Annotated in this window: 17 protein-coding genes; 12 read left to right on the forward strand and 5 right to left on the reverse strand. The window is 61.2% G+C overall.

Going from position 1 to position 20,763, the window contains the following annotated elements; translation table 11 throughout:
* The first annotated feature begins 96 nt into the window (after window positions 1–96).
* From AC1Z1G_RS20850 to AC1Z1G_RS20895, 10 genes are all read left to right on the forward strand, one after another.
* On the forward strand, window positions 97–498 hold the full coding sequence (locus AC1Z1G_RS20850; protein WP_483622268.1) for an ACT domain-containing protein: 402 nt from the start codon (window positions 97–99) through the stop codon (window positions 496–498).
* Window positions 499–504: 6 nt separating this feature from the next.
* The gene (locus tag AC1Z1G_RS20855; RefSeq protein WP_483622269.1) at window positions 505–1,107 is read left to right on the forward strand and encodes a LysE/ArgO family amino acid transporter; all 603 of its coding nucleotides are present in this window, start codon (window positions 505–507) and stop codon (window positions 1,105–1,107) included.
* Between the two features lie 205 nt (window positions 1,108–1,312).
* A complete protein-coding gene (locus AC1Z1G_RS20860; RefSeq protein WP_483622270.1) occupies window positions 1,313–1,909 on the forward strand; it encodes a superoxide dismutase in 597 nt (198 codons plus the stop codon).
* 325 nt (window positions 1,910–2,234) lie between these two features.
* Window positions 2,235–4,286, forward strand: coding sequence for a putative bifunctional diguanylate cyclase/phosphodiesterase (locus tag AC1Z1G_RS20865; protein WP_483622271.1), 2,052 nt, complete (start codon window positions 2,235–2,237; stop codon window positions 4,284–4,286).
* Window positions 4,287–4,436: 150 nt separating this feature from the next.
* Window positions 4,437–5,777, forward strand: a complete 1,341-nt coding sequence (locus tag AC1Z1G_RS20870; RefSeq protein ID WP_483622272.1) for an imelysin family protein — start codon at window positions 4,437–4,439, stop codon at window positions 5,775–5,777.
* A 201-nt stretch (window positions 5,778–5,978) separates the two neighbouring features.
* Entirely contained in the window at window positions 5,979–7,406 is a 1,428-nt protein-coding gene (locus tag AC1Z1G_RS20875; protein ID WP_483622273.1) for a di-heme oxidoreductase family protein, read from the forward strand.
* Between the two features lie 71 nt (window positions 7,407–7,477).
* Window positions 7,478–8,542, forward strand: a complete 1,065-nt coding sequence (locus AC1Z1G_RS20880) for an imelysin family protein (RefSeq protein WP_483622274.1) — start codon at window positions 7,478–7,480, stop codon at window positions 8,540–8,542.
* A gap of 14 nt (window positions 8,543–8,556) precedes the next feature.
* Window positions 8,557–9,654: a DUF1513 domain-containing protein gene (locus AC1Z1G_RS20885; protein ID WP_483622275.1), complete on the forward strand. Its 1,098-nt coding sequence runs from the start codon at window positions 8,557–8,559 to the stop codon at window positions 9,652–9,654.
* Between the two features lie 135 nt (window positions 9,655–9,789).
* The gene (locus tag AC1Z1G_RS20890) at window positions 9,790–10,941 is read left to right on the forward strand and encodes an efflux RND transporter periplasmic adaptor subunit (protein WP_483622276.1); all 1,152 of its coding nucleotides are present in this window, start codon (window positions 9,790–9,792) and stop codon (window positions 10,939–10,941) included.
* A 13-nt stretch (window positions 10,942–10,954) separates the two neighbouring features.
* Entirely contained in the window at window positions 10,955–13,981 is a 3,027-nt protein-coding gene (locus AC1Z1G_RS20895) for a multidrug efflux RND transporter permease subunit (RefSeq protein WP_483622277.1), read from the forward strand.
* 77 nt (window positions 13,982–14,058) lie between these two features.
* On the opposite strand, the gene AC1Z1G_RS20900 is transcribed toward AC1Z1G_RS20895, so the two are convergent.
* The 5 genes from AC1Z1G_RS20900 to colR form a co-directional block, all read right to left on the reverse strand.
* On the reverse strand, window positions 14,059–14,286 hold the full coding sequence (locus AC1Z1G_RS20900) for a hypothetical protein (protein ID WP_483622278.1): 228 nt from the start codon (window positions 14,284–14,286) through the stop codon (window positions 14,059–14,061).
* A 2-nt stretch (window positions 14,287–14,288) separates the two neighbouring features.
* Window positions 14,289–15,002, reverse strand: coding sequence for a lipopolysaccharide kinase InaA family protein (locus tag AC1Z1G_RS20905; RefSeq protein ID WP_483622279.1), 714 nt, complete (start codon window positions 15,000–15,002; stop codon window positions 14,289–14,291).
* A gap of 4 nt (window positions 15,003–15,006) precedes the next feature.
* Window positions 15,007–15,687 (reverse strand): class I SAM-dependent methyltransferase, encoded by a 681-nt coding sequence (locus AC1Z1G_RS20910; RefSeq protein ID WP_483627938.1) that lies wholly within the window; start codon window positions 15,685–15,687, stop codon window positions 15,007–15,009.
* A gap of 181 nt (window positions 15,688–15,868) precedes the next feature.
* Window positions 15,869–17,149 carry a sensor histidine kinase gene (locus AC1Z1G_RS20915; protein ID WP_483622280.1) on the reverse strand — a complete coding sequence of 427 codons (1,281 nt, stop codon included), beginning with the start codon at window positions 17,147–17,149 and terminating at the stop codon, window positions 15,869–15,871.
* Window positions 17,139–17,822 (reverse strand): two-component system response regulator ColR, encoded by a 684-nt coding sequence (gene colR, locus AC1Z1G_RS20920; RefSeq protein WP_347901738.1) that lies wholly within the window; start codon window positions 17,820–17,822, stop codon window positions 17,139–17,141. The genes AC1Z1G_RS20915 and colR overlap by 11 nt, the downstream gene beginning before the upstream one ends.
* A gap of 207 nt (window positions 17,823–18,029) precedes the next feature.
* On the opposite strand from colR, the gene AC1Z1G_RS20925 reads away from it, so the two are divergent.
* Both AC1Z1G_RS20925 and AC1Z1G_RS20930 read left to right on the forward strand, forming a co-directional pair.
* Window positions 18,030–19,979, forward strand: a complete 1,950-nt coding sequence (locus tag AC1Z1G_RS20925) for an LTA synthase family protein (RefSeq protein ID WP_483622281.1) — start codon at window positions 18,030–18,032, stop codon at window positions 19,977–19,979.
* Between the two features lie 56 nt (window positions 19,980–20,035).
* The gene (locus AC1Z1G_RS20930; protein ID WP_483622282.1) at window positions 20,036–20,761 is read left to right on the forward strand and encodes a phosphatase PAP2 family protein; all 726 of its coding nucleotides are present in this window, start codon (window positions 20,036–20,038) and stop codon (window positions 20,759–20,761) included.
* Window positions 20,762–20,763: the final 2 nt, after the last annotated feature.

Raw genomic sequence — 20,763 nt, forward strand, 5'->3', positions numbered from 1 at the left:
CAGTTTTCCTAATGAGTGATCAGCAATATTGGTTTTTCTTATACAGCGCGGCACCGGAGAATGGCCAGCAAGAACTCTTGAACAAGGATCAGCGACATGGCTGGCGAAACTTCCCTGGCAACCCTGCTGCGCAGCATGAGCCCGGAACTCAACGACGGTGAATACGTGTTCTGCACGATCCGCGACGGCCACCTCCCCAGGGACTGCGAGATTATCGGCAGCTTCCGTGAACGCGAAGGCCTGACGGTCATCCTCGAACGTCGGCACGCGGTGAAGGCCGGTTTCAGTTTCGACTACGTAGCGGCGTGGATCACCCTCAACGTGCATTCGGCGCTGGAAGCAGTGGGCCTCACGGCGGCGTTTGCCACGGCATTGGGGCAGGCCGGCATCAGTTGCAACGTGATCGCCGGTTACTACCACGATCACCTGTTTGTCGGTCAGGCCGATGCTGATCGCGCCATGAACGTACTGCGGCAATTGGCGACAAACGCGGAGTAAATCCTTATGTGGCAAAGCTACGTCAATGGCCTGTTGGTGGCCGCCGGGCTGATCATGGCGATCGGCACTCAAAACGCGTTCGTGCTGGCGCAGAGCCTGCGGCGCGAACATCACCTGCCCGTCGCGGCGCTCTGCGTGACCTGCGATGCGCTGCTGGTTGCGGCCGGGGTATTCGGGCTGGCGACGATCCTGGCGCAAAACCCGCTGCTGCTGGCGGTTGCCCGTTGGGGCGGGGCGGCGTTCCTGCTGTGGTACGGCAGCTTGGCGCTACGTCGGGCCTGCTCGAAACAAAGCCTGCAACAGGGTGCAAACCAGACCGTGCGCTCGCTGCGAGCGGTGATGCTCAGCGCACTGGCGGTGACGCTGCTCAACCCGCATGTCTACCTGGACACCGTGTTGCTGATCGGCTCCCTCGGCGCCCAACAGACCGAGCCCGGCGCGTATGTAGTCGGTGCCGCCAGTGCCTCGTTGCTGTGGTTCTTCACCCTGGCCCTCGGCGCCGCGTGGCTCGCCCCTTGGCTGGCACGCCCCGGCACCTGGCGGATTCTCGACCTGCTGGTCGCCGTGATGATGTTCACCGTAGCCTTTCAGTTAATCAGCGCGGCCTGATGTAGCGATTCAATTAATCGGGCTACGCGAATATTCCAAAAGGCTCTGGAACCTCTATTCCACACAGTTGTTGCGTGGTTATGCCGCACCCCCGGTGCTATGATCCGACACCTGCGCCGCAAAGAGTACAAACTCCCCGGCGCTTGTCTGGCCGCCCGTGATCGGCCTTGCGCTCACCGCAACTGACCTGATTAGGAGAATCATCATGGCTTTCGAATTGCCGCCGCTGCCCTACGCACACGATGCCCTGCAGCCGCACATTTCCAAGGAAACCCTGGAATACCACCACGACAAGCACCACAACACCTATGTCGTGAACCTGAACAACCTGGTGCCAGGCACCGAGTTCGAAGGCAAGACCCTGGAACAAATCGTCAAGACTTCCTCGGGCGGTATCTTCAACAACGCCGCTCAGGTCTGGAACCACACTTTCTACTGGAACTGCATGGCGCCAAACGCCGGCGGCCAACCTACCGGCGCGTTGGCTGAAGCCATCAACGCTGCGTTCGGTTCGTTCGACAAGTTCAAGGAAGAGTTCACCAAGACGTCCGTCGGCACCTTCGGTTCCGGTTGGGGCTGGCTGGTGAAAAAGGCTGACGGTTCCCTGGCCCTGGCCAGCACCATCGGCGCCGGCAACCCGCTGACCAGCGGCGACACCCCGCTGCTGACCTGCGACGTCTGGGAACACGCTTACTACATCGACTACCGCAACGTTCGTCCGAAGTACGTCGAAGCGTTCTGGAACCTGGTCAACTGGAAGTTCGTGGCTGAGCAGTTCGAAGGCAAAACCTTCACCGCTTAAGTCTGCTTGCAGTGAAAAAACCCGGCAATGCCGGGTTTTTTTATGCCCCTCACCAGGCATGCAACAGGCTGCAAATCATCGCTCGCTTGCCCCTGAGCCCCAGCCGTCCACCCTCAGCAAGGCGGAAATATTCTCCCCCGCCCCTCAAGTTGCAGGAGGTGCCTACCGACACATTACAAATGGCTCCAATCGCCAACAACCACGGCATTGTGGCCAAGCCTGCAAACAAAATCTCCCCGGCATGATTGTCCCTTTGACTGCCATCCCGGGATTGCCAATACTCATGGCAACTTGACGCTACCCGCACGGAACAAGGAATTACCCTTTGAAGCTGGAACTCAAGAACAGCTTGTCGGTGAAGTTGCTCCGGGTCGTGCTCCTTTCGGCATTGATCGTCGGCGTCGTCTTGAGCTGCGCGCAGATTGTTTTCGACGCCTATAAAACGCACCAGGCCGTCGCCAACGACGCCCAGCGAATCCTCGACATGTTCCGCGACCCCTCGACCCAGGCTGTCTACAGCCTCGACCGGGAAATGGGCATGCAAGTGATCGAAGGCCTGTTCCAGGATGACGCCGTGCGCATGGCGTCCATCGGTCATCCCAACGAAACCATGCTCGCGCAAAAGTCCCGCGAACTGCAGCACTCCCACAGCCGCTGGCTGACGGACCTGATCCTGGGCAAGGAACGCACCTTCACCACCCAACTGGTGGGTCGCGGCCCCTACAGCGAGTACTACGGCGACCTGAGCATCACCCTCGACACAGCCACCTACGGCCAAGGGTTTATCATCAGCTCGGTGATCATTTTCATCTCCGGCGTATTACGCGCCCTGGCCATGGGCCTGGTGCTGTACCTGGTGTATCACTGGCTGTTGACCAAACCGCTGTCGCGCATCATCGAACACCTGACCACCATCAATCCCGACCGCCCCAGCGAACACAAGATCCCGCTGCTCAAGGGCCACGAGAAAAACGAACTGGGGATCTGGATCAACACTGCCAACCAGTTGCTTGAATCCATCGAGCGCAACACGCACCTGCGCCACGAAGCGGAAAACAGCCTGTTGCGCATGGCGCAATACGACTTCCTCACCGGGCTCCCCAACCGCCAGCAATTGCAGCAGCAACTGGACAAGATCCTGGTGGACGCCGGTCGCCTGCAACGACGGGTGGCGGTGCTGTGTGTCGGGCTGGACGACTTCAAGGGCATCAACGAACAATTCAGCTACCAGACCGGCGACCAGTTGCTGCTGGCCCTGGCCGACCGCCTGCGCGCCCATAGCGGTCGCCTCGGCGCCCTCGCCCGCTTGGGCGGCGATCAGTTCGCGCTGGTCCAGGCCGACATCGAGCAACCCTACGAAGCCGCGGAACTGGCGCAAAGCATCCTCGACGACCTGGAAGCGCCGTTCGCCCTCGACCATCAGGAAATTCGCCTGCGGGCCACCATCGGCATCACCCTGTTCCCGGAGGACGGCGACAGCACCGAGAAGCTGTTGCAGAAAGCCGAACAGACCATGACCCTGGCCAAGACCCGTTCGCGCAACCGCTATCAGTTCTACATTGCCAGTGTCGACAGTGAGATGCGCCGCCGCCGTGAACTGGAAAAAGACCTGCGCGACGCGCTCACCCGCGAGCAGTTTTATCTGGTCTACCAGCCACAGATCAGCTACCGCGATCACCGGGTGGTGGGCGTCGAGGCCCTGATCCGCTGGCAACACCCCGAACACGGCCTGGTACCGCCGGACCTGTTCATTCCACTGGCCGAGCAAAACGGCACGATCATCGCCATCGGTGAATGGGTGCTGGACCAGGCCTGCCGGCAACTGCGCGAATGGCACGACCAGGGCTTCGTCGACCTGCGCATGGCCGTCAACCTGTCCACCGTACAACTGCACCACGCCGAGCTGCCGCGCGTGGTCAACAACCTGCTGCAAATCTATCGCCTGCCGCCGCGCAGCCTGGAACTGGAAGTCACTGAAACCGGCCTGATGGAAGACATCAGCACCGCCGCCCAGCACCTGCTCAGCCTGCGTCGTTCGGGGGCGCTGATTGCCATCGACGACTTCGGCACCGGCTACTCCTCGCTCAGCTACCTCAAGAGCCTGCCGCTGGACAAGATCAAGATCGACAAGAGCTTTGTGCAAGACCTGCTCGATGACGACGACGACGCGACCATCGTTCGGGCGATCATTCAGTTGGGCAAGAGCCTGGGCATGCAGGTGATTGCCGAAGGGGTCGAAACCGCCGAGCAAGAGGCCTACATCATTTCCGAAGGCTGCCACGAAGGTCAGGGCTATCACTACAGCAAGCCGTTGCCGGCCCGTGAGTTGAGCGCCTACCTCAAGCAAGCCCAGCGCACCCATGCGCTGAGCCTGTGACACGTGAGGCCTGACCCAGGGCAACCGCCGCGCGAATAGGAAATATTTCCAGGTACAGCCCTTTACACATAATGCGAAAGATTTGCATTATGTCGCAGTTTTGCGCACCCCAGCGCCTGTCCACTCATTCACCGAAGCAGGATGTTCGCCATGATTCGTATGCCTCTGGCCACCGCCAGTCTGCTGGCCATCGCTATTTCCCTCGCCGGTTGCGGCGAAGGTAAAGACAAGGCCGCCGCGCCTCAAGCACCGACCCCGGCCGCCAGCACCGCAGCGCCCGCTGCTCCTGCTGCCGGTAAAGTCGACGAGGCTGCGTCCAAAGCCGTGGTCGCGCATTACGCCGACATGGTTTTCGCCGTCTACAGCGATGCCGAATCCACTGCCAAGACCCTGCAAACCGCCATCGACGCGTTCCTCGCCAAGCCGAACGAAGAAACCCTGAAAGCCGCCAGGGCTGCCTGGGTCGCGGCACGCGTTCCTTACCTGCAAAGTGAAGTCTTCCGCTTCGGCAACACCATCATTGACGATTGGGAAGGCCAGGTTAACTCCTGGCCGCTGGACGAAGGCCTGATCGACTACGTCGACAAGTCTTACGAGCACGCACTGGGCAACCCGGGCGCGACCGCCAACATCATCGCCAACACCGAAGTACAGGTGGGCGAAGACAAGGTTGACGTCAAAGACATCACCCCGGAAAAACTCGCCAGCCTGAACGAGCTGGGCGGTTCCGAAGCCAACGTTGCCACCGGCTACCACGCCATCGAATTCCTGCTCTGGGGCCAGGACCTGAACGGCACCGGCCCTGGCGCTGGCAACCGTCCTGCGTCGGACTACCTGGAAGGCGCTGGCGCCACCGGTGGCCACAACGACCGTCGTCGCGCCTACCTCAAGGCCGTGACCCAACTGCTGGTCAGCGACCTGGAAGAAATGGTCGGCAACTGGAAACCGGACGTGGCCGACAACTACCGCGCCACCCTGGAAGCCGAGCCGGGCGAAACCGGCCTGCGCAAAATGCTCTTCGGCATGGGCAGCCTGTCGCTGGGCGAACTGGCGGGCGAGCGCATGAAGGTTTCCCTGGAAGCCAACTCTCCTGAAGACGAGCAGGACTGCTTCAGCGACAACACCCACAACTCGCACTTCTACGACGCCAAAGGCATTCGTAACGTGTACCTGGGCGAGTACACCCGCGTAGACGGCACCAAAATGACCGGCGCCAGCCTGTCGTCGCTGGTGGCTAAAGTTGACCCGGCAGCCGACGCAGCGCTCAAGGCCGACCTGGCTACGACCGAAGCCAAGATCCAGGTCATGGTTGACCACGCCAACAAGGGTGAGCACTACGACCAGTTGATCGCGGCTGGCAACACTGCCGGCAACCAGATCGTGCGTGATGCCATCGCCTCCCTGGTCAAGCAGACCGGCTCGATCGAAGCGGCTGCCGGCAAACTGGGTATCAGCGACCTGAACCCGGACAACGCCGATCACGAGTTCTGATCAACGCTGGCTGAACAGAAAGGCGGCCTTCGGGTCGCCTTTTTCATTTGCCTGGTATCCATCCCACAGGGCAGTGCGATGACTGTGACTCGCTCGGCAGATAAGCTGACCCACATCAAGCAAACGATAATTCCTCTTATTCAATTTCCCTTGCCCTGTTAGACTTTGCGCCCTTGTTTTGCTCGCCTTGCAGGAAGTCTGATGCCCTCGCTGCCTCTTCGCTTGTCCGCTCTGTTGCTGGCCCTTGGCTTGAGTGCCTGCGATGACGCCCCGCGTTTTACCCAGGCCGAACCCGGCGAGGCCCGCTCCGGTGGCGCCACAACAGTGCGCAAGACCGATCAGAACGCGTTCTCCCTGCCCTCGGCCAACCTGTCGCCCACCCGGCGCCTGGACTTCAGCGTCGGCAACAGTTTCTTTCGCAGCCCCTGGGTGATTGCGCCGTCGACCACCACCGCCCGCGATGGCCTCGGCCCACTGTTCAATGCCAATGCCTGCCAGGGCTGCCACATCAAGGACGGTCGCGGCCACCCGCCAACCGCCAGTTCCGACAACGCGGTGTCCATGCTGGTGCGACTGTCGATCCCTGACGATCCGGCCTATGCCAAGGTCATCGAACAGCTCGGTGTCGTGCCCGAACCCGTCTATGGCGGACAGTTCCAGGACATGTCGATACCGGGCGTCGCTCCGGAGGGCAAGGTGCGCGTCGACTACGATCCGGTCCCGGTGCGGTTCAAGGACGGCACCGTCGTTGAACTGCGCAAACCCAAATTGCTGATCACCCAACTCGGCTACGGCCCCCTGCACCCGGACACGCGTTTTTCCGCGCGCGTTGCCCCGCCAATGATCGGCCTCGGATTGCTCGAAGCGATTTCCGATGCCGACATTCTGGCCAACGCCGAGCAACAGCAAAAAGCCGGAAACGGCATTGCCGGGCGGCCGAACCACGTGTGGGATGACGCCCAACAAAAAACGGTGCTGGGCCGTTTTGGCTGGAAAGCCGGGCAACCGAATCTCAATCAACAAAATGTTCACGCGTTTTCTGGTGATATGGGCCTCACGACCAGCCTGAGACACCTCGATGATTGCACCGATGCCCAGACCGCCTGCAAGCAGGCTCCCAACGGCGATGGCCCACAGGGCGAACCGGAAGTCAGCGACAACATTCTGCGGCTGGTGCATTTCTACACCCGTAACCTCGCTGTCCCCGCGCGCCGCGATGTCGGTGCGCCGCAAGTACTGGCCGGCAAAAACCTGTTCTATCAGGCCGGTTGCCAGTCATGCCACACCCCCAAATTCACCACCACCGCCAATGCCGCAGAACCTGAACTGGCCAATCAAGTGATTCGCCCCTACAGCGATCTGCTGCTGCATGACATGGGCGACGGCCTGGCCGATAACCGTACCGAATTCAAGGCTTCCGGCCGCGACTGGCGCACACCGCCGTTGTGGGGCATCGGCCTGACGCAGACGGTCAGCGGTCACACCCAGTTTTTGCATGACGGCCGCGCCCGCAACCTGCTCGAAGCCGTGCTCTGGCACGGGGGTGAAGCTACGGCTGCGCAGCAACAGGTTTTAGCGTTTAACGCCGAGCAGCGCGCTGCGCTGCTGGCCTTTCTGAACTCTCTTTAACGCCGAACACCAGCGTTGAAATTAGGCTTTACCCCAAAGCTTTCACCCTAAAAAAGAAAAGGGATCCCGACATGTTTCGTCCCAAGTTGTTGTTCACCAGCCTTGCCGCACTCGCCCTGGGTGCCTGCTCACCCCAGGACCCACAAGCCGTCACTTCGGCAGCCATCGCCAAGCAAGTGATCCTGCCGACCTACAGCCGCTGGGTCGACGCCGACCGCCAGTTGGCCGTGAGTGCGCTGGCCTACTGCGAAGGCAAGTCGGACCTGCAAACCGCTCGCGCCGACTTCCTCCACGCACAAAAAGCCTGGGCCGAGTTGCAACCGCTGCTGGTCGGTCCGCTGGCCGAGGGCAACCGCTCCTGGCAGGTGCAGTTCTGGCCGGACAAGAAAAACCTGGTCGGCCGTCAGGTCGAGCAACTGGTCAACGCGCAGCCGCAGATTGACGCCGCCGCACTGGCCAAATCCAGTGTCGTCGTCCAGGGCCTCTCGGCCTACGAATACATTTTGTTCGACAACAAGGCCAACGTGGCCGACGCCGCGCAAAAGGCCCGTTACTGCCCTCTGCTGAGCGCCATCGGCGAACGTCAGAAGCAGCTCGCCGAAGAGATCCTGGCCAGCTGGAACAGCACCGACGGCATGCTCGCCCAGATGACCAAGTTCCCGAACCAGCGTTACGCCGATTCCCACGAGGCCATCGCCGATCTGCTGCGTGCTCAAGTGACCGCACTGGACACCCTGAAGAAAAAACTCGGCACGCCGATGGGTCGCCAGACCAAGGGCATTCCACAGCCGTTCCAGGCCGACGCCTGGCGTAGCCAATCCTCGCTGCAAAGCCTGGAAGCCAGCCTGGCCGCCGCTCAGACCGTATGGGCCGGCGTCGACAACAAAGGCCTGCGCGGGTTGTTGCCGGCCGAGCAGAAAGCCCTGGCCGACAAAATCGACGCCGCTTACACCGCGTCCCTGAAACTGTTCGCCAGCAGCCAGCGCTCGCTCACCGAGATGCTCGCCGACGATGCCGGCCGCCAGCAGCTCAACGACCTCTACGACAGCCTCAACGTCGTCCATCGCCTGCACGAAGGCGAACTGGCCAAGGCGCTGGGCATCCAACTGGGCTTCAACGCCAACGACGGTGACTGATGAGAGGTAGCGCCATGCTGCGACGCCAGGTTTTGACAGTGGGCAGCTTGTTGCTGGGGGCCCTGACGCTGGGCGGCTGGAAGCTGTTCAAGCAAAAGGACCACGGCCCCTTGCTGCTCTCGGCCCGCGACGACAGCGACGGCAAGCACTACGCCGTCGGCTATCGGCTGGACGGCACGGCGGTGTTCACCACCCAGGTCGGCCTGCGCTGCCACGACATCATCAACCACCCGACGCTGCCGATAGCCTTGTTTGTTGCCCGGCGTCCCGGCACCGAAAGTTACCTGATCGACCTGCGCGACGGCACGCTGCTGCAAACCGTGGTATCGCAACCCGGTCGGCACTTCTACGGCCACGCGGTGATTCATCACAGTGGCGAGTGGCTGTACGCCACCGAAAACGACACCACCGCCCCCGGTCGCGGCCTGCTCGGGGTGTACCGGTTCGAAGGCGAGCGGCTGGTGCACAGCGGCGAGATATCCACCCACGGCATCGGCCCGCATCAAGTGTCGTGGATGCCCGACGGTGAAACCCTGGTGGTGGCCAACGGCGGCATTCGCACCGAGGCCGAAAGCCGGGTCGAAATGAACCTCGATGCCATGGAACCGAGCCTGGTGCTGATGCAACGTGACGGCACCCTGCTGAGCAAGGAAACCCTGGCCCAACAGATGAACAGCGTGCGGCACATGGGCATTGCCAGCGACGGCACGATCGTCACCGGTCAACAATTCATGGGCGCCGCTCATGAGTCGTCCGAGCTGTTGGCGATCAAGCGTCCCGGCCAGCCCTTCGTGGCGTTCCCGGTTGCCGAGCAGCAATTGCAGGCGATGGGGCACTACACCGCAAGCGTCGCGGTGCACAGCGACCTGCGCCTGGTGGCCCTCACGGCACCGCGCGGCAACCGCTTTTTCATCTGGGACCTGGACAGCGGCGCACTGCGTCTCGATGCGCCGTTGCCGGACTGCGCCGGAGTCGGCGCGGTGGCTGACGGTTTCGTCGTCACTTCCGGCCAGGGCCGCTGCCGCTTCTACGATTGTCGTCAGACACCCCTTGTTGCAAAGCCCCTCGATCTACCCGCAGGGCTCTGGGACAACCATCTGCATTTGATATAAGCGCCAGCCTCTTTGTCGGCGGCGGCAAAGAGGCCATTTCGCGGCCAACAGCAATCTGGAATCACCGGCGCACTCGGAGTACTGTTTGCGCCTGACTCGCCAGTTTTTTCCGGTTCATCTCCAAGGATGTGGAATATGCTGCGCCGCCGCATGCTGATCATGTTGGGTGTTGTCCTGTTGATCATCCTGATGCTGGGAGGCTACAAAGCCTTCTCCATCTACAAGATGGTCCAGACCTTCGCCGTGCCGAAACCACCGATCAGCGTCGCCGTGGTCACTGCCACCGAACGCCCGTGGCAAGCCCGCCTGCCCACGGTCGGCACGCTCAAGGCGCTGCAAGGGGTGAACCTGAGCCTGGAGATCGCCGGTACAGTCAAGGACGTGCAGTTCGAGTCCGGGCAGAAGGTCACGGCCGGCCAGCCCATCGTGCAACTCGACAGCGCCGTCGAAAGCGCCCTGCTCGAAACCGCCCAGGCGGACCTCGGCCTGGCCCAACTGGATTACGGTCGCGGCAGCCAACTGGTCGGCAGCCAGGCGATCTCCAAAGGCGAGTTCGACCGCCTCACGGCGCAGCTCGCCAAAAACAAGGCCACGGTCAATCAGCTCAAGGCTGCACTGGCGAAGAAGCATATCGTTGCGCCGTTCAGCGGCACCATCGGCATTCGTCAGGTCGACGTCGGCGACTTTCTGCCCAGCGGCACGGTGATCGCCACCCTGCAAGACCTGAGCAGCCTCTACGTGGACTTCTACGTCCCCGAACAAGCGGTGCCAAAGATTGCCCTGGGCCAAAGGGTGCATGTCAGCGTGGCGGCCTATCCGGCCCAGGACTTCCCCGGCACCATCAGCGCCATCAACCCTAAAGTCGAAAACAGCACCCGCAACGTACTGGTCCGCGCCACCCTGGCCAACCCTGACGGCAAGTTGCTGCCGGGCATGTTCGCCGACCTTCAGGTGCTGCTGCCGAACCCGCAGCCAAAAATCGTCGTGCCGGAAAGCGCCATCACCTACACCCTCTACGGCAACTCGCTGTACGTGGTGGCCGAGAAAAAAGCGGCGGACGGCAGCGTCGAAAAAGACGACAAGGGCCAGCCGATCCTGATTGCAGAACGGCGTTTCATAGAAACCGGCGAACGCCGCGAAGGGCTGGTGCTGATTACCAAAGGCCTGCAAAACGGCGAGCAGGTGGTCAGCGGCGGCCAGATCAAACTGGACAACGGCGCACATATCGCCATCAGCGCCGACAAGACTCTGCCCACTGAACAGGCGAGCCCGCCACACGCGAACTGATCAAGGAACCTCCATGGCTTTTACCGATCCGTTCATCCGCCGCCCGGTGCTCGCCACAGTGGTGAGCCTGTTGATTGTGCTGCTGGGCTTCCAGGCCTGGAGCAAACTGCCGCTGCGCCAATACCCGCAGATGGAAAACGCACTGATCACGGTGACCACCGCTTACCCCGGAGCCAACGCCGAAACCATCCAGGGCTACATCACCCAACCGATGCAGCAAAGCCTGGCGAGTGCCGAGGGCATCGACTACATGACCTCGGTCAGCCGCCAGAACTTCTCGGTGATTTCGATCTATGCCCGCATCGGTTCCAACAGCGACCGGCTATTCACCGAATTGCTGGCCAAGGCCAACGAGGTCAAGAACAAGCTGCCGCAAGACGCCGAAGACCCGGTGCTGAGCAAGGAAGCGGCCGACGCCTCGGCGCTGATGTACATCAGTTTCTTCAGCAAGGAACTGAGCAACCCGCAGATCACCGATTACCTGTCACGGGTGATCCAGCCCAAACTGGCCACCCTGCCCGGCATGGCCGAAGCCGAGATTCTCGGCAACCAGATATTCGCCATGCGCCTGTGGCTCGACCCAGTGAAACTGGCCGGTTACGGCCTCAGCGCCAGCGACGTCACCACCGCCGTGCGCCAGTACAACTTCCTGTCCGCGGCCGGCGAGGTCAAAGGCGAGTATGTCGTCACCAGTATCAACGCCAACACCGAACTCAAATCCGCCGAAGCCTTCGCCGCCATCCCGTTGAAAACCGAGGGCGATAGCCGGGTGCTGCTCAGTGACGTGGCACGGGTCGAAATGGGTGCGGAAAACTACGACTCAGTCAGTTCATTCGGCGGCACGCCGTCGGTGTACATCGGCATCAAGGCCACGCCGGGGGCCAACCCGCTGGACGTGATCAAGGAAGTGCGCAAGCTCATGCCGGAGCTGGAATCCCAGCTACCGCCCAACCTCAAGGCCGAAATTGCCTATGACGCCACGCTGTTCATTCAGGCATCGATCAACGAAGTGGTGAAAACCCTTTTCGAAGCGGTGCTGATCGTGATCGTCGTGGTGTTCCTGTTCCTGGGGGCACTGCGTTCGGTGGTGATTCCGGTGGTCACCATTCCGCTGTCGATGATCGGCGTGATGTTCTTCATGCAACTGATGGGCTATTCGATCAACCTGCTGACGCTGCTGGCCATGGTGCTGGCGATCGGCCTGGTAGTGGACGATGCCATCGTCGTGGTGGAGAACATCCACCGGCACATCGAGGAAGGTAAGACCCCGCTGGACGCCGCCCTCGAAGGCGCACGGGAAATCGCCATGCCGGTGGTCTCGATGACCATCACCCTGGCGGCAGTCTACGCGCCCATCGGCTTTCTGACGGGGCTGACCGGTGCACTGTTCAAGGAGTTTGCACTGACCCTGGCCGGCGCCGTGGTGATCTCAGGGATCGTCGCCCTGACCCTGTCGCCCATGATGTGCGCCCTGCTCTTGCGCCATGACGAAAACCCGAGCGGCCTGGCCCATCGACTCGACCAGATCTTCGAAGGCCTCAAACTACGCTACCAACGCATGCTGCATGGCACGCTCAACACCCGGCCGGTGGTGATGGTGTTCGCGGTGATCGTGTTGTGCCTGATTCCAGTGCTGCTCAAATTCACCAAATCGGAACTGGCGCCAGACGAGGACCAGGGCATCATTTTCATGATGGCCAACGCACCGCAGCCCACGAACCTCAATTACCTCAACACCTATACCGATGAGTTCGTCACGATTTTCAAGGAGTTTCCCGAGTACTACTCGTCCTTCCAGATCAATGGGTTCAATGGCGTTCAATCGGGGATCGGCGGTTTCCTGCTCAAGCCGTGGAACGAGCGCAGCCGTACCCAAATGCAGATCCTGCCCGAGGTTCAGGGCAAGCTGTCGCGCATCAGCGGGCTGCAAATATTCGGTTTCAACCTGCCCTCCCTGCCGGGGACCGGTGAAGGGCTGCCGTTTCAGTTCGTCATCAACACCGCCAATGACTACGAACCCTTGCTGAAAATCGCGGACAGGGTAAAAAAACGAGCGCTTGAATCCGGCAAGTTCGCCTTTCTCGACATTGACCTGGCATTCGACAAACCCGAGGTGGTGGTCGACATCGACCGCGCCAAGGCTGCGCAGATGGGCGTTTCGATGCAGGACCTGGGCACCACGCTGGCGACCCTGCTGGGCGAAGCCGAAATCAATCGTTTCACTATCGAGGGTCGTAGCTACAAAGTCATCGCCCAAGTGGAGCGGGCCTATCGGGACAATCCCGAGTGGTTGAACAATTACTACGTGAAAAACGCCAAGGCTGAGCTGTTACCCCTGTCAACGCTGATCACCGTCACCGACCGGGCCCGACCGCGACAGCTGAATCAGTTCCAGCAGCTCAATTCGGCCATTGTCTCGGGCGTGCCACTGGTCAGCATGGGCGAAGCCCTGGACACCGTGCGCCAGATCGCCAATGAGGAAGCCCCGCCAGGCTACGCCTTCGACTATGCAGGCGCGGCGCGGCAGTTCTTTCAGGAAGGCAGCGCGCTGTGGGTGACCTTTGCCCTGGCATTGGCCATCATTTTTCTGGTACTGGCGGCGCAGTTTGAAAGCTTCCGCGACCCGCTGGTGATTCTGGTGACCGTGCCACTGTCGATCTGCGGTGCCTTGATCCCGTTGTTCCTGGGTTGGTCGAGCATGAACATCTACACCCAGGTCGGCCTGGTGACCTTGATCGGGCTCATCAGCAAGCACGGGATCCTGATCGTCGAGTTCGCCAACCAGTTGCGCAAGGACAAAGGGCTGAGCGCGCGGGAGGCGGTGGAGGAAGCGGCCGCCATTCGTCTGCGGCCGGTATTGATGACCACCGCTGCCATGGTGTTCGGCATGGTGCCGTTGATCATCGCCACGGGGGCCGGTGCCGTCAGCCGCTTCGACATCGGTACGGTGATCGCCACCGGCATGTCGATTGGCACCCTGTTCACGTTGTTCGTGTTGCCGTGTGTCTACACCGTGCTGGCCAGGCCCGATAAAACCTGAGGCCGTCATCGGTGGCCGTGCCACACCAAAAGGCCTCGCAGTGCGAGGCCTTTCATAGGGACGTGTCGAGTGGGATATCAGCTCTGAGGCTTCATGCCTTGAGAAAGGCCGAACATGAACAACAACAAATCTTGATCGGGTTTGGTCGCCTCCGAAACCTTGGCAACCCGTGGCAAAGGGCAATGCGCTCCGTTGTGAGCAGAACTGAGGAACTGGGTTTTAGGCTGCTCCCAGGCCGCCACTGCCAAAGATGCAACTGCCAAGGCTCCTAGCAAGAACACTCCTCGTGCAATTTCTAATTTCATCGCTATAAACCTTTGATAGCGCTGCCAAACGCCGTCTCATAAAAGTAGACGAGCCTGGCCCAGTTCGCTGCACTCCACGACGAATGGCGGCGCAATTGTTTCATGTCGTGGGACGCCGCTCGGGCCCGGGTCAAGCGCCGTCGGGACTTCTCCAGGTCCAGCAGGGCGACCTCCACCGCTGCTGTATCGCCCACACCACTCACCCGCACGAAAATATGCTTGAGGTACAGGCAGCCGTGCTGCCAGCGGCCCCGGTGCATACGGGCCAGGGTCAGTGCCAACTCGCGCAGTAATCGGTCATGCACCACTTCACCGTAGCGCTCCAGGCCATCGGCGGCGTACCACTGATCGATTTCAATGAAACCTTCCAGCTCGGCCGTCACCAGCATTGCGCGCCACGGCTGCCCGGCCTCACGGTGGGCCCCGCAAAAAACCACCTCCGGGACCCGCACATCGTGCAAACGCAGGCCCTCGAGTGCCTCACGCTCGCGCAACACAGTCGGGCGACCAAAGGGGTACAGCCAACTGCGATAAGTATGCCCGGTCTGCCGTTTGGCGTAGAGCAACCGCCCGTTGCTGCTGGTGAGTCGCTGTACTCCGCTCTCCCCGCCCCGACGCTGGTTGGGGGCTTCAACCCACTCGCCCTGCTGGCGCCAGAAATAGTCGAAGCGTTGTTGCGAAGTGACTTCCGTGTCCGATACATAATCGACTGCCATCCGTTTACCTCTTGCGCAGTACGTAAACCCGCCACATGGCATAAAGCGGAATAAAGTTCAGATGCTCCTGAATGCGAAACCCCGCCTGCCTGAATTCGTCTTCAATCGTAGCAGCTGGTAACACAAAGCGATTTTGGTAACTGCCCTGTTCTTCGCCCAACTGGCGTTTGCGCTCCAGTCGTTTACGTTTCCAGGCCTTGAAATTGCCGTCGACCCACAGCGAAACAATCACGCTGTCGCGGGTAACCCGTTGAAATTCCTGCAAGATGGCCAACCGATGAGCCGGGTCGCCAATGTGATGGAGCAGGCGCATGCAAAAAATGCTGTCGACTGCGTTATCCGGCAAGTCGATGGCAAATGCTGAGGTCTGCAAGGGTTGTACCCGTTTCACCACGTCGGCCGGTTGGGCCAGGGAGGCGATCTCGAGCATGGCGGCCGAATTGTCTGCGCCGATAATCACGCGGTTCGGTTTTTCCGCCAGCAGCGGCCAGAAGCGGCCGGCGCCGCAAGGCAGATCAAGTACCAGCCCAGGCTCTCCCGCCAGGGCCAAAGCGCCCCTGGCCAGTTGCTCGTCACGCTTGTGGGACAACTTGCGGGCAAGGCCGTCCTGATGCTTGAGCAAGTACTCCTGCGCATGCTGCTGGTCGTACTTGTTGGAGAAGGGAAGTTTGATCGGGGTGGCCATCATCAAGGACACCTGGGGCTGATGATGGCCACCTTAGGCAGCTGGATGTCGGCGTCAGGTCATCCCTTTGTGAAAACTTCGTCCCGTCCAATCCTCAACTATTTCAAGCTTTTACATGACGAAAGGACGGTCGGTGGCCAGCCCCCGTGACGTTGGCACCGGGCACAGGGCACCGCCGCCCTCAGGGTTTTGAGGAATGCAACTCGACCTGGAAACGACAACCGTTGGGCTCCATGGTGCTGAGGCTGACGGTCCAGCCCTGGTTCTCGCAAATGCGCTGAACCAGTGACAACCCCAACCCCAGGCCTTCACCGCGATTCTCGCTGCCACGCACGAACGGCTCGAACATCGCTTCGCGTTTTTCCTCGGGGATGCCCACGCCGCTGTCTTCGACCACAAACCCGCGAGGCTGAAGGGTCAAACGGATGAACCCGCTGTCGGTGTAATGCAGGGCATTGCGCAGCAGGTTGCCCATGACCGCGTGCAGCAACGTCGCGTTGTAGCGGGTGTCCAGCGGATGGTCAGGCTCATACGTCAGTGCCAGCCCCTTGCTCTGGATCGGCTCGCGCCACAGGCCGAGCAACTCCTCGGCGACTTGTTGCAGGGTCTGCTGAGGCGACATGCTCGCGTCTTCGCGCTGAGCCCGCGCCAACATGAGGAAGGTTTGCACCAGTTCGCGCATTTCTTCGCACGCCCGGGCAATACGCTCGACCTGTGCCCGACCGCGCTGGTCGATACCGGGGTTTTCCAGCAACAACTCGCAAGAGCTGGCCAGCACCATCAACGGCGTGCGCAATTCGTGACTGACGTCACTGGTGAACAACCGCTCGCGGGTCAACGCCTGGCGCAGGCGTCCCAGGGTGGCGTCGAACGCCACTGCCAGTTCACCCACTTCATCGGCCGCGTAGTCCGGCGCGAGCGGCGGCGCCAGCCCCAGCAACTGATCGCGATGACGCACTTGCCGGGCCAGCCGTACCACCGGCGCCATCACCTTGCGCGCCAGTATCCAGCCCAGAAAAACCGCCAACGCCAGGCTGAGGACAAACCCCACCAGCACCACGGCAAACAGCACCCGCTCACGCTCCTCGAAATCACTCTGGTCTTGCAGCAGGACGTAGCGCCGCCCGTCGACGATTTCCACAATGGCGTGATACGACAGCTGTTCGCGAAAGACTTCGTGAAACCCCGCATCCAGGTTGCGCAGGTCCTTGGGCAGATCGAAGTCGCCGGGGCCACCGCTGAAGTAAAACAACTGGTCGGGCTCGGGGCGGTGACTCCAGTCAGCCATGCTGTCCATCAACAGCAAACGTTGCAAATCGCCGCCTAGGCCTGCGGAGATCAGTTTTTCTTCAACCAGGTGCACGGTCGCCACAATCCCCATGGCGAACGCCCCTGCCACCAGCGCGCTCATCAACGCAAAGGCGATGATGATCCGCTGGGCAAGGCTCTGCTTAAACTCCATCCCGACCCTCGGCCAAGCGATAGCCCACGCCATGCACGGTGTGCAGCAGCGGTTTGGCGAACGGTTTGTCGATCACCTGGCGCAGTTGGTGAACATGGCTGCGCAGGCTGTCACTGTCCGGGCAGTCATCGCCCCACAGGGCCTCTTCTAGAATTTCGCGACGCAGCACGTGCGGGCTTTTCTGCATCAACACCGCCAGCAGTTTAAGGCCGACCGGGTTGAGTTTGAGCAGGCGCCCTTCGCGCACGACTTCCAGGGTATCGAGGTCGTAATTCAGGTCGCCGACCTGCAAGGCCCGACGTCCGCCGCCTTGGGCACGGCGCATGACCGCCTCGATCCGCGCCGCCAGTTCGGACAGCGCAAACGGTTTGATCAGGTAATCGTCGGCACCCGACTTGAACCCCTGGAGTCGGTCATCCAGCTGGTCGCGGGCGGTGAGCATGATCACCGGGGTATCACGCCGGGCATCTTCGCGCAGGCGTTTGCACAGGGTGTAGCCGTCGATGCCGGGCAACATGATGTCGAGCACGATCAGGTCGTAGTGCTCGGTGGCCGCCAGGTGCAGGCCCGACAAACCGTCCTGCGCGCAATCCACGGTGTAACCCTTGAGTCCCAGGTAATCGGCCAGGTTGGCCAGGATATCGCGGTTGTCTTCAACCAATAGAATTCGCATCGGCACTCTCTCCGTACACAGTAACGGCCGTCTTGGCCCGCGCAGCTTAAGGCCAAGCGTGGCTCACGGCTAGGGTTGTGTGCGTCGGGTGTACGAGGACCCAAAGAGCGTTCACTCAGCCTTAACAAAGTTTTCACTAGCGATTCACAACCTGACTACAGTGTCAGCCGCACACTCGCGCGCCATTGATTATAAGGAGTGTTTCCAATGGACTTTTTCAAGACAGCACCCATGCGATTTCTGGTGCTTGTCACCGGCCTCTGGCTGGCGATCTTCCTGCTGACCCGTAGTGTATTGCTCCTCACCCACCTTGATGAAACCGGCAGCGGTTGGCTGCCCGTGTTCGGCATCGGCCTTTTGTACGACCTGGGTTTCCTCGCTTACGCCGCGCTACCACTGGGCCTCTACCTGTTGCTGTGCCCGCCCGCCCTGTGGCGTCGACGCGGCCATCGCTGGTTTCTGCAAGGGCTGCTCGGCGTCAGCGTGTTCGCCATGTTGTTTACCGCCGTTGCGGAATGGTTGTTCTGGGACGAATTCGGTGTGCGCTTCAACTTTATCGCGGTGGACTATCTGGTTTATTCCGATGAAGTGCTGAACAACGTGCTCGAGTCCTACCCCATCGGCACGTTGCTGAGCATCCTCGCCGTGCTGGCAGTGGTCCTTTGCCTGACCTTGCGCAAACCGTTCAATGCCGCACTGGATGCGCCGCTTCCAGCCTTGCGTGGGCGCCTGTCCAGTGCACTCGGTTTGTTGCTGCTCAGTGGCCTGACCCTGCAACTGCTCAGCCAGGATGCCCCGCGCGCCCAGGGCGGCAATGCCTACCAGAATGAACTGGCGAGCAACGGTCCTTACCAGTTCTTCGCCGCTTTCCGTAACAACGAACTGGACTACACCCAGTTCTACAGCAGCCTGTCGCCCACCGAAGTGGCGCAACAGATGCGCGCCGAACTGAGCGAGCCCAATGCCCGGTTCATTGGCCAGGACCCGCTGGATATCCGTCGGCAAATCGACAACCCCGGCGCCACGCGCAAGCCCAACATCGTGCTGGTGACCCTCGAGAGCTTCAGCGCCAAGTACATGGGCAGCAACGGTAACCCGCGCAACCTGACGCCAAACCTGGATGCCTTGCGCTCGCAGAGCCTGTACTTCAATAACTTCTACGCCACCGGCACCCGTACCGACCGGGGCCTGGAAGCGATCACCCTGGCCATTCCACCCACACCGGGGCGCTCGATCGTCAAACGGGTCGGACGCGAAAGCGGCTTTGCCAGCCTCGGCCAGCAACTCACGGCCGTGGGCTACGACAGCGTCTTCGTGTATGGCGGGCGCGGCTACTTCGACAACATGAACGCGTTCTTCAGCGGCAACGGCTACCGGGTGGTCGACCAGAGCAGCGTCGACGAAGCCGATATCCACTTCAAGAACGCGTGGGGCATGGCCGACGAAGACCTGTACCGGCAAACCCTGAAGCTGGCCGACGCCGACTACGCGAAACAACAACCGTTTCTGCTGCAACTGATGACCACGTCCAACCACCGCCCCTACACTTTCCCTGACGGCCGGATCGACATCAAATCGGGCAGCGGCCGTGACGGCGCGGTGAAGTACACCGACTACGCCATCGGCCAGTTCCTCAACGAGGCGCGCCAGAAACCCTGGTTCGACAACACGATTTTCGTCTTCGTCGCCGACCACACGGCAGGCAGCGCGGGCAAGGAAGACTTGCCGATCAGCAACTACCAGATCCCGCTGTTCGTCTACGCACCCAAGCTGATTGCGGCTCGCGAAACCGCGCAACTGGCCAGCCAGATCGATCTGGCGCCAACCCTGCTCGGCTTGCTCAACCAGGACTATCAGTCGACATTCTTCGGCCGCAACCTGTTGCAGGACAACCCGCTGCCGCCGCGTGTCGTAGTCGGTAACTATCAGCACCTGGGCCTGTTCGACGGTACGGACCTGGCCATTCTCAGCCCTCGCCAGGGCCTGCGCCGACATGACCAGGCACTGACCGACAGCCGCGAATCCCAAGCCAGCGCCAACGACCCGTTGATTGCCCGCGCCATCACGTATTACCAAACTGCCAGTTATGGCTTCAAACAACAGCTGCTTGGCTGGAAAGCACCCAAGGAGGGTGCCGAACAGATCAGCACTCGTTAACCGAAAACGCCCCGGATGGATGAGCCGGGGCGCTTTTTGAATGTTCAGGATCCATGATGTCATCTCCCGTTACCCGCCCCGCCTCGCGCCCCCTGAATCCCTGGCTGTGCCTGGGCATCCCTGCTGTTGCGGCCGCCGCCCTGCTTGCCCTTGAACTGACGTCGCTGGACATGAGCCTCGCGAAGCTGTTTTACGACCCCGCCGCTGGCGGCTTCATCGGCAAGCACAGCTATTTTCTGGAAAACATCCTGCACGACCGCGCCAAACAGGTGGTGATCGCCTTTTCGGTGTTCGCCATCCTGGGGTTCATCGCCAGTTTCCTGATGGCGCGGCTCAAGCCGTTCAAACGCGAATTGGGTTGCCTGGTGTTGTCGCTGGGGCTGGCGACGTCGTTTGTCACGCCGGTCAAAGCCGTGACCGCCGTGCAGTGCCCCTGGAGCCTGAAGGAGTTCGGCGGCAAGGAAACCTACAGCGAACTGCTGAGCCCGCGCCCGGCCACCGACAAACCCGGCCGTTGCTGGCCCGGTGGCCATGCGGCAACCGGTTTTACGCTGTTCGCGCTGTTCTTCGTACTGCGTGACCGGCGCCCGCGACTGGCCCGTCAAGCCCTGGTGCTTGCCTTCACCCTGGGGTCGATTTTCTCCGTCAGCCGGATGATCCAGGGGGCGCACTTTTTCTCGCACAACGTGTGGACGGCGATTTTCTGCTGGCTGATTTGCCTGGGCTCGTACTACTTCATCCTGTATCGCCCGGCGGCCAAGGCAACACCTGTCAGCGTTTGAAA

The sequence above is a fragment of the Pseudomonas sp. JL27(2026) genome, from assembly GCF_056933555.1.

What these genes read in the sequence shown, in the direction of transcription:
- AC1Z1G_RS20850 (WP_483622268.1), top strand. Translation starts at nt 97, where the DNA reads ATGGCTGGCGAAACTTCCCTGGCAACCCTGCTGCGCAGCATGAGCCCG.
- AC1Z1G_RS20895 (WP_483622277.1), top strand. Translation starts at nt 10,955, where the DNA reads ATGGCTTTTACCGATCCGTTCATCCGCCGCCCGGTGCTCGCCACAGTG.
- AC1Z1G_RS20930 (WP_483622282.1), top strand. Translation starts at nt 20,036, where the DNA reads ATGTCATCTCCCGTTACCCGCCCCGCCTCGCGCCCCCTGAATCCCTGG.
- AC1Z1G_RS20925 (WP_483622281.1), top strand. Translation starts at nt 18,030, where the DNA reads ATGGACTTTTTCAAGACAGCACCCATGCGATTTCTGGTGCTTGTCACC.
- AC1Z1G_RS20915 (WP_483622280.1), bottom strand. Translation starts at nt 17,149, where the DNA reads ATGGAGTTTAAGCAGAGCCTTGCCCAGCGGATCATCATCGCCTTTGCG.
- AC1Z1G_RS20900 (WP_483622278.1), bottom strand. Translation starts at nt 14,286, where the DNA reads ATGAAATTAGAAATTGCACGAGGAGTGTTCTTGCTAGGAGCCTTGGCA.
- AC1Z1G_RS20910 (WP_483627938.1), bottom strand. Translation starts at nt 15,687, where the DNA reads ATGGCCACCCCGATCAAACTTCCCTTCTCCAACAAGTACGACCAGCAG.
- AC1Z1G_RS20885 (WP_483622275.1), top strand. Translation starts at nt 8,557, where the DNA reads ATGCTGCGACGCCAGGTTTTGACAGTGGGCAGCTTGTTGCTGGGGGCC.
- AC1Z1G_RS20880 (WP_483622274.1), top strand. Translation starts at nt 7,478, where the DNA reads ATGTTTCGTCCCAAGTTGTTGTTCACCAGCCTTGCCGCACTCGCCCTG.
- colR (WP_347901738.1), bottom strand. Translation starts at nt 17,822, where the DNA reads ATGCGAATTCTATTGGTTGAAGACAACCGCGATATCCTGGCCAACCTG.
- AC1Z1G_RS20870 (WP_483622272.1), top strand. Translation starts at nt 4,437, where the DNA reads ATGATTCGTATGCCTCTGGCCACCGCCAGTCTGCTGGCCATCGCTATT.
- AC1Z1G_RS20905 (WP_483622279.1), bottom strand. Translation starts at nt 15,002, where the DNA reads ATGGCAGTCGATTATGTATCGGACACGGAAGTCACTTCGCAACAACGC.
- AC1Z1G_RS20875 (WP_483622273.1), top strand. Translation starts at nt 5,979, where the DNA reads ATGCCCTCGCTGCCTCTTCGCTTGTCCGCTCTGTTGCTGGCCCTTGGC.
- AC1Z1G_RS20855 (WP_483622269.1), top strand. Translation starts at nt 505, where the DNA reads ATGTGGCAAAGCTACGTCAATGGCCTGTTGGTGGCCGCCGGGCTGATC.
- AC1Z1G_RS20890 (WP_483622276.1), top strand. Translation starts at nt 9,790, where the DNA reads ATGCTGCGCCGCCGCATGCTGATCATGTTGGGTGTTGTCCTGTTGATC.
- AC1Z1G_RS20860 (WP_483622270.1), top strand. Translation starts at nt 1,313, where the DNA reads ATGGCTTTCGAATTGCCGCCGCTGCCCTACGCACACGATGCCCTGCAG.